This is a genomic window from Paraburkholderia sp. SECH2 (assembly GCF_030464795.1).
Lineage (GTDB): Bacteria > Pseudomonadota > Gammaproteobacteria > Burkholderiales > Burkholderiaceae > Paraburkholderia > Paraburkholderia aspalathi.
On sequence record NZ_JALPRH010000017.1, the window covers coordinates 63,465 to 78,217 of the forward strand.

The following is a 14,753-nucleotide window of genomic DNA, read 5'->3' on the forward strand; positions in this document are numbered from 1 at the left end:
CGGTTTTTTACGTGCGAATGCAGGTACGTCCCACGAAATTGCGGTTCACTTCGCAATTTGTCGTGCCAGTATTCGCCTCTGATTCGAACGCGCTTTGCGTCATGGCTGGTTGATCGCCGAGCAGAACGCGTCCGAATCCGATTTACCCACCCGACCACCCAGAATCCTGACGCCGAAGATGCGCGCCCTCACACCCGCCGAAGTGCTGTTTGACGGCGAAGTGCCGCCCGCTGTGCTGCCTGCCTGCGATCACTACGCCGGCAGCGAGAAGCTGATGCTGAAATCACTGGCATTGCAGCAGCAACTCGGCCCGGTGTTCGACATCACGCTCGATTGCGAAGACGGTGCACAGGTCGGCCGCGAAGCGGAACACGCGGAGCTGGTCGCATCGCTGCTGGGCAGCGAGCATGACCGCTTCGGCCGCGTCGGCGTGCGGATTCACGACTTCGATCACGCGCACTGGCGTGATGACGTCCGTCTCATTCTGCGGGCCGCAAAGCGAGCGCCTGCTTACATCACCCTGCCGAAGATCCGCAACGTCCCCGATGCCGCCGAAATGGTCGCGTTCATCGAGGCGACGCGACGTGAACTTGGCATTGCGCAGCCGGTGCCGGCGCAATTGCTGGTCGAGACGCATGGCGCATTGACGCGCGTGTTCGATCTGGCCGCGCTCCCCGGCGTCGAGGCGCTGAGCTTCGGCCTGATGGACTTTGTTTCCGCGCACGATGGCGCGATTCCCGACACCGCCATGCGCTCGCCCGGTCAGTTCGATCATCCGCTGGTGCGGCGCGCCAAGCTCGAGATTTCGGCGGCCTGCCATGCGTACGGCAAGGTGCCGTCGCATAACGTCAGCACCGAAGTGCGCGACATGAGCGTGGTTGCAAACGACGCCGCACGTGCCCGCAACGAGTTCGGCTACACGCGCATGTGGAGCATCCATCCGGCGCAGATCGAAGCGATCGTCGCTGCGTTTGCTCCGCGCGACGAAGAAATCGTCACTGCTACCGAAATTCTGCTGGCTGCGCAGTCGGCGCAATGGGGGCCGACGCGCTATCACGACACGCTGCATGACCGGGCGAGCTATCGCTACTACTGGTCGGTGCTGCGTCGCGCGCAATCCACGGGTCGCGCCGTCCCGCAAGACGCTGCGCCGCTCTTCACGAAAGTGGGCGCTAACGGGCAAGCCGCATGATGAGCACGATGGCCAATGCAGCAGTCGGCGTGGCAGCGCTGGTAGGCGCCCTCGCGTGGCGCCGTACAAGCGAATCGAAGCAGCGTCTCGCGCAGCAGGAAACAGACGTCGAATCCGTGGTTCAACCGGAAACAATGAGCAGGCACAAAGGAGATTGCGGGAGATGAGCGAGACGACGCAAACCGCCGGTGCACAAGGCGAGAACGAATCTAAAAACGGGTTCAAACCGAAGAAATCCGTCGCGCTGTCCGGCGTGACTGCTGGCAACACTGCCCTTTGCACGGTCGGCAAGACCGGCAACGACCTGCATTACCGTGGCTACGACATTCTCGACATCGCCGGTGCCTGCGAATTCGAAGAGATCGCGTATCTGCTGGTCCACGAAAAGCTGCCGACGCAGGCCGAACTGACCGCCTACAAGACCAAACTCAAGGCGCTGCGCGGTCTGCCCGCTAACGTCAAAGCCGCGCTGGAATGGATTCCGGCTGCCGCGCACCCGATGGATGTGATGCGCACCGGCGTGTCGGTGCTCGGCACCGTGCTGCCCGAGAAAGACGACCACAACCTGCCGGGCGCACGCGACATCGCCGACAAGCTGATGGCCTCGCTCGGTTCGATGCTGCTGTACTGGTACCACTACTCGCACAACGGCAAGCGCATCGAAGTCGAAACCGACGACGATTCGATCGGCGGTCACTTCCTGCATCTGCTGCACGGCGTAGAGCCGTCGAAGGCGTGGGTCGACGCGATGCATGTGTCGCTGAACCTGTACGCCGAGCATGAATTCAACGCGTCGACGTTCACCGGCCGTGTGATCGCCGGTACGGGATCGGACATCTACTCGGCGATTACCGGTGCAATCGGTGCACTGCGTGGCCCGAAGCATGGCGGCGCCAACGAAGTCGCGTTCGAGATCCAGTCGCGCTATCAGACGCCGGATGAGGCTGAAGCCGACATCCGCAAGCGCGTCGAAAACAAGGAAGTGGTGATCGGTTTCGGTCACCCGGTGTACACGATTTCCGACCCGCGCAACAAGGTCATCAAGGAAGTCGCGAAGAAGCTGTCGAAGGAAGCGGGCAACCTGAAGCTGTTCAATATCGCCGAGCGACTTGAAACAGTGATGGCAGATGTGAAAAAGATGTTTCCAAATCTCGACTGGTTCAGCGCGGTTTCGTATCACATGATGGGCGTGCCGACGGCGATGTTCACGCCGCTGTTCGTGATCGCCCGTACGGCAGGCTGGAGCGCGCACATTATCGAGCAACGGATCGACAACAAGATCATCCGTCCGAGTGCGAATTACACCGGTCCAGAGAATTTGAAGTTCGTGGCGCTAAATAGGAGAAAATAGCGGTCGCTGTGCGCTTTCGAAGCGCGTGCAGTTCAACCCTCGCGGTTGCCAGGACCGGTAGCCCGCGTACTGTTCAACTGAAACTAGATAGAAAGGTTCTCCTCCATGAATAAGCTGTTGATCGCCGCCGTAATCGGCGCTTTGTCCACGACGATGCTGACCGTTGCGACGGACGCCGCTGCACAAACCACCACCACGCCGGCTGCCAAGGCTGTGCCGAAGAAGCCGCAACCGAAGCGCCTGATCAAGCGCAAGGCCAATCCTGCCAAGGAAGCGAAGGTTGATCCGGTGCCGGAAGGTTCGGAAAAGTGGTCGTGCAACGAAGGTCTGGCATTCGACCTGAAGGGCGACATGAAGCGTGACCAGATCGTCACGGTTCACTGGGCGAACAAAAACTACAATCTGCCGCGCGAATCGACCACCACGGGCGCAGACCGCTTCCACGACGCAGCATCGGGTATGGACCTGGTCGTGATCCCGACGAAGGCAATGCTGTTCTCGGATAAGGACAGCTCGCGTCTGGCCGACGAGTGCAAGACGGTAGCCATGCAACAAGGCGCACCGGCTCCGACGCAATCGAACGCGATCGACAAGACCAGCAACTAATCAGTTACATCAGGAAAGCTCCCCGATGTCCGCTCCGATTTCCAACGTGCGACCCGACCCGGACTTAGTCCTGGTCGATATCGTCGATTACGTACTGGAATTCCCGATCGACAGCACGCTCGCGCTAGACACCGCGCGTAACTGCCTGATCGATACGCTCGGCTGCGGACTCGAGGCGCTCACCTATCCTGCCTGCACCAAGCTGATGGGACCGATTGTGCCGGGCACGATCGTCCCCAACGGCGCGAAGGTGCCGGGCACGTCGTTCCAGCTGGACCCGGTTCAAGCCGCCTTCAACATCGGCGCAATGATCCGCTGGCTGGACTTCAACGACACATGGCTGGCCGCCGAATGGGGCCATCCGTCGGATAACCTCGGCGGGATTCTGGCGACGGCCGACTGGCTCTCGCGCAGTGCCATCGCAGCAGGCAAACAGCCACTGACGATGAAAGACGTGTTGATCGGCATGATCAAGGCGCACGAAATTCAAGGCTGTATCGCGCTCGAAAACTCGTTCAACAAGGTCGGGCTCGATCACGTATTGCTGGTGAAGCTGGCTTCGACCGCCGTGGTCGGCCAACTGATCGGTTTGACGCGCGATGAGTTGATCAACGCGGTATCGCAGGCGTTTGTCGATGGGCATGCACTGCGCACCTACCGTCACGCGCCGAACACGGGTTCGCGCAAATCGTGGGCCGCGGGCGATGCGACTTCGCGCGCCGTACGTCTTGCGCTGATCGCGAAGACCGGCGAGATGGGCTATCCGTCGGTGCTGACCGCGAAGACGTGGGGCTTTTACGATGTCCTGTTCAAGGGCAATGCGTTCAAATTCCAGCGCCCGTACGGCTCGTACGTGATGGAAAACGTGTTGTTCAAGATCTCGTTCCCGGCTGAATTCCACGCGCAGACGGCGGTGGAAGCGGCAATGACGCTGCATGCGCAACTCAATGCAGCAGGCAAGCGAGTGGAAGACATCAGGAAGATCACGATCCGCACACACGAAGCCGCGATCCGTATCATCGACAAGAAGGGCCCCCTGAACAACCCGGCCGACCGCGATCATTGCATTCAGTACATGATCGCCGTGCCGTTGATCCATGGCCGTCTGACGGCCGCGGATTATGAAGATTCGATCGCGCAGGACGCGCGTATCGATGTGCTGCGCGCCGGGATGGAATGTGTCGAAGACGCGCAGTTCACGAAGGATTACCACGATCCGGAGAAGCGTTCGATCGCCAATGCACTGACGATCGAATTCAACGATGGGTCGACGTTCGACGAAGTTGTAGTCGAATACCCGATCGGTCATAAGCGTCGTCGCGAAGACGGAATTCCGTTGCTGGTCGAGAAGTTCAAGACCAATCTCGCGCGCCGCTTTCCGGTCAAGCAACAACTGGCGATTCTCGACGTGTCGCTCGATCAGGCAAGGCTCGAAGCCATGCCGGTCAATGAATACGTCGATTTGTACGTCATCTAGTTAAGTACAGTAGTTCCGCGATCAAACCAAGGAAAACACCATGGCCCACAACCTCCACAAAACGCTCAAGGAATTCGACAGCGGTTCCGGCAAAGGCAAGTTCTACTCCCTGCCGCAACTCGGCAAGGCACTGAACATCAAGATCGACCGCCTGCCGGTTTCGATCCGTATCGTGCTGGAATCGGTGCTGCGTAACTACGACGGCAAGAAGATCGCCGAAGAACACATCGAGCAACTCGCGAACTGGAAGCCGACCGCAGCGCGCGTCGACGAAATCCCGTTCGTGGTGTCGCGCGTCGTGCTGCAGGACTTTACCGGCGTTCCGCTGCTCGCTGACATCGCTGCAATGCGCGGTGTCGCGAAACACATGGGCAAGGATCCGAAGTCGATCGAACCGCTGGTCCCGGTTGATCTGGTGGTCGACCACTCGGTGCAGATCGATCACTTCCGCGAAAAAAACGCGCTCGATCTGAACATGAAACTGGAATTCCAGCGCAACAACGAGCGCTACCAGTTCATGAAGTGGGGCATGCAGGCATTCGACACGTTCAAGGTCGTGCCGCCGGGCGTCGGTATCGTTCACCAGGTGAACCTGGAATACCTCGCACGCGGCGTGCATAAGAAGGCCGAAGGCGCGGACACCGTGTACTACCCGGATTCGCTGGTCGGCACCGACAGCCACACCACCATGATCAACGGTATCGGTGTGGTGGGCTGGGGCGTGGGCGGTATCGAAGCTGAAGCCGGCATGCTCGGCCAGCCGGTGTACTTCCTGACGCCGGACGTGGTGGGCGTCGAACTGAAGGGCAAGTTGCGCGAAGGCCTGACGGCGACCGATCTGGTCCTGACCGTGACGGAACTGCTGCGTAAGGAAAAGGTTGTCGGCAAGTTCGTCGAGTTCTTCGGCGAAGGCACGAAGTCGCTGTCGCTGCCGGATCGCGCGACGATCGGCAACATGGCTCCGGAATACGGCGCAACCATGGGCTTCTTCCCGGTCGACGAAAAAACCATCGACTACTTCAAGGGCACGGGCCGCACCGACGCAGAAATCTCCGCCTTCGAAAACTACTTCAAGGCGCAGGGTCTGTTCGGTATTCCGAAGGCTGGCCAGATCGACTACACCAAGGTCGTCACGCTGGATCTCGGCACGGTGACGCCGTCGCTGGCAGGTCCGAAGCGCCCGCAAGACCGTATCGAAATTGGTCACGTGAAGTCGACCTTCAGCGACCTGTTCTCGAAGCCGGTGGCAGAAAACGGCTTTGCGAAGAAGTCGGAAGATCTGGACGCGCAATACACGACGAGCAACGGCGTCGACGTGAAGAACGGCGACATCCTGATCGCCGCGATCACGTCGTGCACGAACACGTCGAACCCGAGCGTGCTGCTGGCTGCTGGTCTGCTGGCCAAGAAGGCTGTGGAAGCTGGCCTGACGGTCGCGCCGCACATCAAGACCTCGCTGGCGCCGGGATCGCGCATCGTCACGGAATACCTGACGAAGACCGACTTGATGAAGTACCTCGACAAGCTCGGTTTCACGCTGGCCGCTTACGGTTGCACGACCTGTATCGGCAACGCAGGCGACCTGACGCCGGAACTGAACGAAGCGATCACGAAGAACGACATCGTCGCGGCAGCGGTTCTGTCGGGCAACCGTAACTTCGAAGCGCGTATCCATCCGAACATCCGCGCGAACTTCCTGGCCTCGCCGCCGCTGGTTGTGGCTTACGCAATCGCCGGCAACATCACGCGCGACCTGATGACCGAACCGGTCGGCAAGGGCAAGGGCGGCAAGGACATCTACCTGGGCGACATTTGGCCGACCAGCGAAGAAGTCAACGAGCTGCTCAAGTTCGCGCTGGACGCAGACGCGTTCCGCAAGAACTACGCGTCGCTGACCAAGAAGGGCGACCTGTGGAGCAAGATCGAAGGCGAAGAAGGTCAAGTCTACGACTGGCCGAAGTCGACCTACATCGCTGAGCCGCCGTTCTTCGGCAAGGACTTCTCGATGACGCCGGCCGACAGCATCGCTCCGGTCAAGGGCGCACGCGCACTGGGCATCTTCGGTGACTCGGTCACGACCGACCACATCAGCCCGGCAGGCTCGATCAAGGAAGACTCGCCGGCAGGCAAGTGGCTGAAGGCAAACGGCGTGCAGAAGGCCGACTTCAACAGCTACGGCTCGCGCCGCGGCAACCACGACGTGATGATGCGCGGCACCTTCGCGAACGTCCGGATCAAGAACCTGATGATCCCGGCGAAGGCAGACGGTACGCGTGTGGAAGGCGGCCTGACGATTCACCAGCCGAGCGGCGAACAAGAGTCGATCTATGACGCAGCGATGAAGTACATCGACGCGGGCACGCCGACGGTTGTGTTTGCGGGTGAAGAGTACGGCACGGGCTCGTCGCGTGACTGGGCTGCGAAGGGTACGCAACTGTTGGGCGTGAAGGCTGTGGTTGCTCGCAGCTTCGAGCGGATTCACCGTTCGAATTTGGTGGGCATGGGCGTTCTGCCGCTGCAGTTCAAGGGGTCGGATAGCGTTCAGTCGCTGGGTATTACCGGCGAAGAGACGTACGACATCGAAGGCCTGGGCGCTGACTTCAAGCCGCAACAGGAAGTGACGCTGGTAATTCGCGGCAAGGACGGCAAGGAGAAGCGCGTGCAGGTTCTGCTGCGTATCGATACGCCGATCGAAGTGGACTACTACAAGCACGGCGGGATTCTGCCGTTCGTGTTGCGTTCGCTGCTGGCTGCTTGAGGTTAAGGTATTAGGTAACGCATGCAGTAACTGCAAGCTGTTTTGCAGGTGCTGCGTCCTTGTGGAAGGACGCAGCCGATTTGAGAGCCCGGCTTTGGCCGGGCTTTTTTTATTTGTCGCTGCGGTCGGTGTGGAAGGCGGCGGGATCGTCGGTGATGCGGCGCTGGGTCATGTGGGCGTTCCAGTCGACGCCGCCCGAGACCGGTACGGTGGCGCGCGTGGTGACATGCGCGCGTGACTGCTTGGCCCAGTTGAGCAACGCTGCCTGGTCGACTGTGTCGTTTTCGGCCGACAGACGCGTGGTCCATTCTGGCTGTTTCGACACGGCAGGCCCCGCGGCTGGGCGAACGGCACGGCTCAGCGCGAGCCGCTCGTTGACATGCCCTTCGGTCATACGTGCGACCGCGACTTTGCGTTCCGTCTTTGCTAGGCGCGTCATCGTGGCTTCGCGAGTGGATGCTCGCGCGGTTGGCTGCTGCACAGTGTGCTGCGACAACTGCGCGCGCTTGCTTCGAGGTGTCGTCACCGGAGCAGTGTCGTCGCGCATCGCGGCGCTGGCCGGCGCCCCCGTTGACCCAGCATAGCTTGCGATGGAAGGTGCTGGCACGACATCTGCCGCCGCATAGCGCGTTGCTGAGCTTGCGGACGGCGGCGCTGCAACGGAACTTGGCGCCACTGCGTTTGACACCGCGCTGGCTACCGAAGGCACACTCCCCGAAATCGTCTGCGTCTCTTCGACTGCCAACTGAGCCAGCTTGATCGGTTCTTGCGAATCGACAACAGGCGGGCTGCTGACCGCAGGCACAACCGGCGGTCTCGAGGCCAGTTCGCTCGCCTTGTTGGCGTCTCGCATCGCGCATGTCGCCAACAACCAGGCCAACGCAATGCCGCAACCCACGAAGATCGCCCCACCGAGTATGTGATCCGAACGGGACGAGCGCGGACGCGCCCTGCCTGCCTCAAGGTAGCGCTTTGCTTCAGCCATCGCCACGTCAAAACGGTGGGAATCCACCCGTTGCTGCGGCACTTTATAGAACAAAAGCTTCGCGCCCGGCGGAAACGGACCGGGTCGTGCCTGTTGCGGCCGGCGTTGCACTGCGTCCTGCATCGCCTGTTGTGCTTCGGTTTGAGCGATGGGTTGGGGGGCGCGTTGCGTTGCGTCTTGTGCCGCGGCTCGCGCGGTACGTCGTCGCGAGCCGAAAGGTGGCGGCAAACCGTCGAACGGGCGCGGCTTCGGAATCACCAGAGCGCCTTCGATCAAGGCCAGAGGTCGGTTCATCGTATGGTGCTCCGGTGTGGGTCGATCGCCGTGTCGAGTTGCGTGACCAAGGTCCTGCCACGCTCGATGAGCGAGTCGATTGCACCGGTCTCGCGCTCCGGTGCCGTACTAGCGCTCCGTAGCGCTTCCATCAGACTGCCTGCACCGACGAGGCCCACGGCCCCACTCAATCTGTGCAGCAAGGTGCGTAGCTCATCGACGTCATGCTGGCGATGCAAGCCGCTCAGGCGCTCCAGATCGTCCGTCATCGAACGACGCCAGGCACTCAGAAATGTGTGGAGATTGATGCCCTCCTCCGACAACGCGTTGAGATAGCGACGTTCGAAGGGTTCAGATGAGGTGCTCGTGGCAACGTCCCGCGACTGGGCAGCAATGGCAAACAGGGGTGCCTGAGCGTTGCTCGTCAATTCCGCGGAAGGCCCCCATTGCTCGACGCTGAACGGCGCACTGAAGCTCACACGAGTGGAAGACTTTGAGTCGCTCGCGACTAAAAGTTCGCCTTGCATACGCTGCGCGAGTATTTGGCAAAGCGACAAGCAAGCATCGAGGTTGGCGCGCCATTCTCCGGCGAACGCTAGATCACCGCTCGGCCCGAAAAGTGGCTGTTGTGCAACGTGAACAGCATCGCTTCCGGTGTCCATCAATTTGATTGAAATACGCTGCGAGCCCGCATTCAACAGGTCCGCCTGCACAACGACGGCAATTTCTCCCAGCGTATTGAGTTGGATCGTACGGTTTAGCAGGTGGAAGAAAATCTGACCGAGCCGCGCGCTATCGGCGAGTATCAGCGTCGCCACCGTTTGGTCAACGCTCACGCTCGGATGCAAACCTCGCTGCGCGGCGGCCGGAGCCAACAGCGCGATGACACCGTCGATGACTTCTCGTGGATTCGTCACGCTTTCGTCGAGAACAATGGTGCGGGACTCCAGCGGCGAAATATCCAGCAGATCGTGAAGCGTTTGGGCCCACGTGCGCATCGCGGATCGGATCACCAACGCTTGCGCGCGTTGAGCGGAAGGCATGGCTGCGGTTCCGAGCGATTCAAGCAGACCCGTTACGGCGGTCAAAGGAGCTTCTGCATAGAGGCGCATCGCGCCGAGCAGCCAAAGCCGCTCCTGCTTTGCGGCGGCACTTGCCTGGATGGACGTCTCGACACGTGCAGCCTGCTCCCGCGCTTCGGCCGCATCGCACCGGCGCGCCCATTCATCTTCAGCGCGATGCCATTTCTCAGCAGCGCGCCTCAGCGCCGCGCGAGACCAGCACGCACCGGCAAACGCAACGACCGCGGGGGCCGCGAGCGCCAATAGCCACGTTTGCCGATCAATCTCGGTATCACGTGCGCCCGTTGCCGGTTGGCGCATGACATAGCGGCTATCGGCCGAAGCAAGCGCAAAAGGTGCGCGGGCGGCAGTCTCGCTGCGCGAATGAGTGCTGTGAGCCGGTTGCCCGAGTTGTGCCACTGCATCTCGCGCGGCCAACACTACAGCTGGACGCGAATTGCCGGCGTGTAGTCCCCGTGATGCGCCGTCGGCTACCAATGTCGCGTTGGCCCGTAGCGAGAACATACACAGCAGCGCAAACGCACAAAAGCTACCCAACACCGCTGCAAAGCGGATCGATGTAAGTCCCGCATTTTGCGAGATGCGCGACGCACGACTATGCGTGCCCGCTGAAGAACCAAGGCGGCCCATTTTATTCATAGCCCGCAAAACTCAGTCGATCAGTCGGTGCAATGTCGCGAACTCGATTAACGCGGCCAACGACGACAGCCCAAGCTTTTCCTGAATGCGGCTCTTGTACGTGCTCACGGTCTTGTCGCTCATAAACAGCGTGTCTCCGATCGCCTTGTTCGACAAACCCCTCGACAGCATCTGAAGAATCACGAGTTCCTTATCCGATAACAAGGTGAGTCTGTCCTCCTCTTTCGCATCACCGGCATTGGACGAAGACCCGCGGCCACCGGAGACTACGGGGAACACGGTATATCCAGCCAACACCGCCTCTACGCCGCGCATGATCTCCTTCATTTCCTGCGACTTGGCAACAAAACCCTGCACGCCGGAACGCATTGCCCGTGGCGCAAATATAACGGGATCCTGACCTGATAACACCAGCATGCGCATTGACGGATGTGCAAGCTTGAGCCGAGGGATTACATCAAGGCCGCTGATGCGCGGAATATCGAGATCAAGTATGGCAAGTACGGGCGTGTGCTGACGAGCCAATTCGACGGCCGTTTGCCCGTTATCGGCTTCGATGACCTCCTCGACGCCAAGCAGTTGCATAAGTTGCATCTTGATGACCAGCCGAAATGCCGGGTGGTCGTCGATAACTAGAATAGTAGACATACGTTGCATTCCTCATTAAAACATTCCTTGCCACGTCAACTCTTACCGCGCGTAAGCTCGAGATCTACATCGATCGAAGAGAAACGCTATGCGCCCTGAGAACCAGAAGACAGGTCGCCGGTGAGTATTCCTGCCTGACGTGTACACAGACGCAGTTCTGCCTCGCGACAAAAAACTGCAGGGAATGGAGATTACAGGGGCTCATAGCGGAGCCGGGATACAACCGAGCGAGTCGAAATATCGACCAGCTGCTGTGAGACGTCGGTATCCATAGACACCGACGGTCATTCTTGATGTACGTGGACGCTACGATGCAGCGATCACAAATTCGATCTCGACGCGCCGGTTTGGCTCAAGACACCGCACCAGTTCATCGCGCTTTGTTTGCTGGCACGTGACTAACTGATTCGCACTGCCTTGGCCTTGCGCAGTCATAGGCAACGTCACGCCGTGGTTGCGCAGATACTGCCTGACTGTCTGCGCACGCTGCAACGATAGACTCTGGTTGTGGGTATCGCTGCCGAGTCGGTCGGCAAACCCGGTGATCTTTAGCTCGCGTACCGTTGGGGCCCGCTTCAAGCCCGTGACCACCCCGTCGAGCTGTCGCTTGCCAGCCGGCAGGATCGCAGCCTCGCTGCTGCCGTCGAAACGGAACAGGGAGTCGGCCCGCAGCGTAATCTTTTGAGGCACCTGTACTGCGGGTGCCGATGCAGGCGTCGCTTTCGCCTGCGAGCATTGCAACGCCGTTTCCGCCGACTTCCGCAAATTATCCTGAACCTCGGGTAAGCGCTGTTCAGCAGCGGAGAACCTACGCGCCCAAGCGTCATGGCCTGCTTGCAGCAGTTCGACTTCAGCACATGCAAGAGGTTGTTGTGCCTGGGGACACTGGGCGAAGGCAGGATCGCCTTTGATGGTATTGACGATTTTCCACAGATCAGGACGCACCGTGGACACCGTGCGTAAGACCGGGTTAGCAGCGGACAACGGCGTGCCGTTTTCGAGGCTCATTGTGATGACCGCAGCCTGGCCGATCGCTTCCTCAACGAAGCCCCAGTGATCGTTAGCCTGCTGCGTCTGCTGACCGGCATCGATCCAGCACTGGGCCTTCGCGTGGAAGTAGCCGCTCTTGTCGCCGGGCAATTGATCGATCCGCTGTTGCAACGATGCCAGCGCGGTGCGATTGCTGACGATTGACGCGTAGGCGCCAACCCATTGCGCATTTGCCGCGCCTGCTGCCTCGTCCTGCGATGTGCCGATTCCCGCTTTCAGCACCGTGGCATCTTCAATCCCGAGACGTTCACGCGCGGCGTGATCCGCGCAGCCTGACAAGGCCAGTGCAAAAGCTAGCAGCGTTAGCTGAAATTTCATTGCTCTTCTGCGTCGAGCGCATCTTCTTTAAGAAGGCTCCGAGTATGAAGAGACGCAGCACGAGACGGAATGGGAACATTCTTAGAATCATGTCGGAAAATCCACGCTTTTGCATTCGTGTGGCATAACAGCTGTCATCGGGCGCGACGCTTACGCCGCCACCGCCCGCGCCGCATTCCTCCCCCGCAGCCATTCCAACGCAAGCAACAGACAAGTCGAGAACACAATCAAAATCGTAGCCAACGCCGCGATAGTCGGGCTGATGTTCTCGCGAATACCAGTGAACATCTGACGCGGCAAGGTAGTCTGATCCGCCCCAGCCAGGAACAACGTCACGACCACTTCATCAAACGAAGTAGCAAACGCAAACAGCGCACCCGAAATCACCCCCGGCGCAATCACCGGCAGCGTGATACGGAAGAACGTCTTCACCGGATTCGCCCCCAGCGACAAACTCGCGCGCACCAGGTTGTAGTTAAAGCCTTGCAATGTCGCCGCGACCGTCGTCACCACAAACGGCACACCGAGCGACGCGTGCGCGAGAATCAGCCCGATATACGTATTCGCCAAACCAAGCGGCGCAAAAAACAGATACATGCCGACGCCGACCACCACCACCGGCACGATCATCGGCGAAATCAGAACCGCCATCAGCAATGCCTTGCCGCGGAAATTCGCCTTGGTCAGGCCGATCGCAGCCAACGTGCCGAGCACCGTCGCCACGACAGTCGCCGACGGCGCCACGATAAAGCTATTCTTCGCCGCCATGCGCCATTCATCGGAGCCGATCAGGTTCGCATACCAGCGCATCGACCAGCCCGGAATCGGATACACCAGGAACGTGCTGGACGAAAACGACAACGGCACAATCGCCAGCACCGGCAGGATCAAATACAGCAGCGTCAGCACGGCAAGCGCGCGCAACGCGAAATACCACACGCGCTCGATCAAGGACGTATGCGGCGCAAACAAGGGCTTGGCAAGTTTCATCGCGAGTAAGCTCCGTTCAGCCAATCAGCCGAGGCTCAGGGACGAACGCGTGAAGCGTCCATAGATGACATACAGCACGAGCGTCGCGGCAAGCAGCAAACCGCCGAGTGCGCACGCCATACCCCAGTTGATCGTCACGTTGGTGAAGTACGCGACGTAGTAGCTGACCATCTGATCATTCGGTCCGCCGAGCAATGCTGGCGTGATGTAGTAGCCGATCGCAAGAATGAACACAAGCAGTGCGCCCGCCCCGATACCCGGATAAGTTTGCGGCACATACACGCGCCAGAACGCGGCGAATGGATGACTGCCGAGCGAGATCGCGGCACGTTGATAGGTCGGCGGGATCGACTTCATCACGCTATACAGCGGCAGGATCATGAACGGCAGCAGAATGTGCGTCATCGAGATGTACACGCCGGTGCGGTTGAACAGCAACGACAACGGATCGTGCAAAATGCCACTCGCAATCAGCGCCTTGTTCACCAGCCCTTCGCTTTGCAGAATCACGATCCATGCAGCAACGCGTACGAGGATCGAAGTCCAGAACGGAATCAGCACGAGGATCATCACAAGATTCGCGCGGCGGTCGGAGAGCGTCGAAATCCAGTAAGCGAGCGGATAACCGAGCAGCAGCGCAAAGAATGTCACGACTGCGCCGATCACGAAGGTGCGGCTGAATACGTGGAGATAAATCTGTTGCTCCGGATCCGTCTCGATGATGTGACCGAATCCGTCCTGCTTGTGGTCCAAAGAGGCCAGCAGATAAAACGGCGAGTAGGCACCGGAATTCTTCGCGATCGCCTGCCAGTACGCGACGTTGTTCCAGCGTTCGTCGAGTTCGGCGAACTTCGCGTGCATCTGGGCCGGCGTGAGCGTCAACGGCTTGTTGTTGTCGTCGACGAACGGCATGGCGTGAGCCGATTTTGCGACCAGCGAGCGATAGCCTGGAATTTCCACGTTCAGCCGCCGCGCCAGCGCGCCCATGCCATCGCTATCGGCAATCGCAGTCAGGTCCACAGCTAGCGCGGAGTATGCGGCGTCAGGCGGCAGCGCCTTGCGATCCCAACCGCTCAACGCATTCAGCGTATGCGGCAGGGCGTTCATCACTTCCGGATTCTGCGCGGCTCGCGTCAATAGCGCACCGATCGGCACGACAAAAATCAGCAGCAGAAAAATGGCGAGCGGTGCAATCAGCAACAGCGCCATCGCGCGCTTCTTTGCTTCTGCGGCCTTGAGTTCTCGCTTAAGTCGAACATTCGACTCAGGCGTCGAATCGGCGGCGATCGTCATCGTAGTCACACCTCGTCTCCTCGATCCGGAGTTAGCGCTTTAGCCCTTACCCCGATCCCATGCATCCGGCCGCTCGCGCACATCGCGAAGA

Annotated in this window: 11 protein-coding genes; 5 read left to right on the forward strand and 6 right to left on the reverse strand. The window is 60.0% G+C overall.

What is annotated here, in order from left to right; translation table 11 throughout:
* Nucleotides 1-178: 178 nt before the first annotated feature.
* The 5 genes from M0D66_RS24925 (at nucleotide 179) to acnA (ending at nucleotide 7,384) form a co-directional block, all read left to right on the forward strand.
* Nucleotides 179-1,192 (forward strand): CoA ester lyase, encoded by a 1,014-nt coding sequence (locus M0D66_RS24925; RefSeq protein ID WP_211705675.1) that lies wholly within the window; start codon nucleotides 179-181, stop codon nucleotides 1,190-1,192.
* A 163-nt stretch (nucleotides 1,193-1,355) separates the two neighbouring features.
* A complete protein-coding gene (gene prpC / locus M0D66_RS24930) occupies nucleotides 1,356-2,543 on the forward strand; it encodes a 2-methylcitrate synthase (protein WP_211705676.1) in 1,188 nt (395 codons plus the stop codon).
* A gap of 105 nt (nucleotides 2,544-2,648) precedes the next feature.
* Nucleotides 2,649-3,149, forward strand: coding sequence for a hypothetical protein (locus M0D66_RS24935; protein ID WP_200617449.1), 501 nt, complete (start codon nucleotides 2,649-2,651; stop codon nucleotides 3,147-3,149).
* A 25-nt stretch (nucleotides 3,150-3,174) separates the two neighbouring features.
* Nucleotides 3,175-4,626 carry a bifunctional 2-methylcitrate dehydratase/aconitate hydratase gene (locus M0D66_RS24940; RefSeq protein ID WP_211699800.1) on the forward strand — a complete coding sequence of 484 codons (1,452 nt, stop codon included), beginning with the start codon at nucleotides 3,175-3,177 and terminating at the stop codon, nucleotides 4,624-4,626.
* A gap of 40 nt (nucleotides 4,627-4,666) precedes the next feature.
* Nucleotides 4,667-7,384 (forward strand): aconitate hydratase AcnA, encoded by a 2,718-nt coding sequence (acnA, locus tag M0D66_RS24945; protein WP_054034783.1) that lies wholly within the window; start codon nucleotides 4,667-4,669, stop codon nucleotides 7,382-7,384.
* 109 nt (nucleotides 7,385-7,493) lie between these two features.
* Here acnA and M0D66_RS24950 read toward each other — a convergent pair whose 3' ends face one another.
* From M0D66_RS24950 to M0D66_RS24975, 6 genes are all read right to left on the reverse strand, one after another.
* Nucleotides 7,494-8,663, reverse strand: coding sequence for a hypothetical protein (locus M0D66_RS24950; protein ID WP_266211820.1), 1,170 nt, complete (start codon nucleotides 8,661-8,663; stop codon nucleotides 7,494-7,496).
* Nucleotides 8,660-9,967 (reverse strand): HAMP domain-containing sensor histidine kinase, encoded by a 1,308-nt coding sequence (locus tag M0D66_RS24955; protein WP_266211822.1) that lies wholly within the window; start codon nucleotides 9,965-9,967, stop codon nucleotides 8,660-8,662. Before M0D66_RS24955 ends, M0D66_RS24950 begins: the two co-directional genes overlap by 4 nt.
* Nucleotides 9,968-10,375: 408 nt before the next feature.
* Entirely contained in the window at nucleotides 10,376-11,011 is a 636-nt protein-coding gene (locus M0D66_RS24960) for a response regulator transcription factor (protein ID WP_266211823.1), read from the reverse strand.
* Between the two features lie 306 nt (nucleotides 11,012-11,317).
* A complete protein-coding gene (locus M0D66_RS24965; protein ID WP_211705680.1) occupies nucleotides 11,318-12,379 on the reverse strand; it encodes an OmpA family protein in 1,062 nt (353 codons plus the stop codon).
* A gap of 150 nt (nucleotides 12,380-12,529) precedes the next feature.
* A complete protein-coding gene (locus tag M0D66_RS24970) occupies nucleotides 12,530-13,369 on the reverse strand; it encodes an ABC transporter permease (RefSeq protein ID WP_093634416.1) in 840 nt (279 codons plus the stop codon).
* Nucleotides 13,370-13,393: 24 nt separating this feature from the next.
* The gene (locus M0D66_RS24975; RefSeq protein WP_200655289.1) at nucleotides 13,394-14,662 is read right to left on the reverse strand and encodes an ABC transporter permease; all 1,269 of its coding nucleotides are present in this window, start codon (nucleotides 14,660-14,662) and stop codon (nucleotides 13,394-13,396) included.
* Nucleotides 14,663-14,753 lie beyond the last annotated feature (91 nt).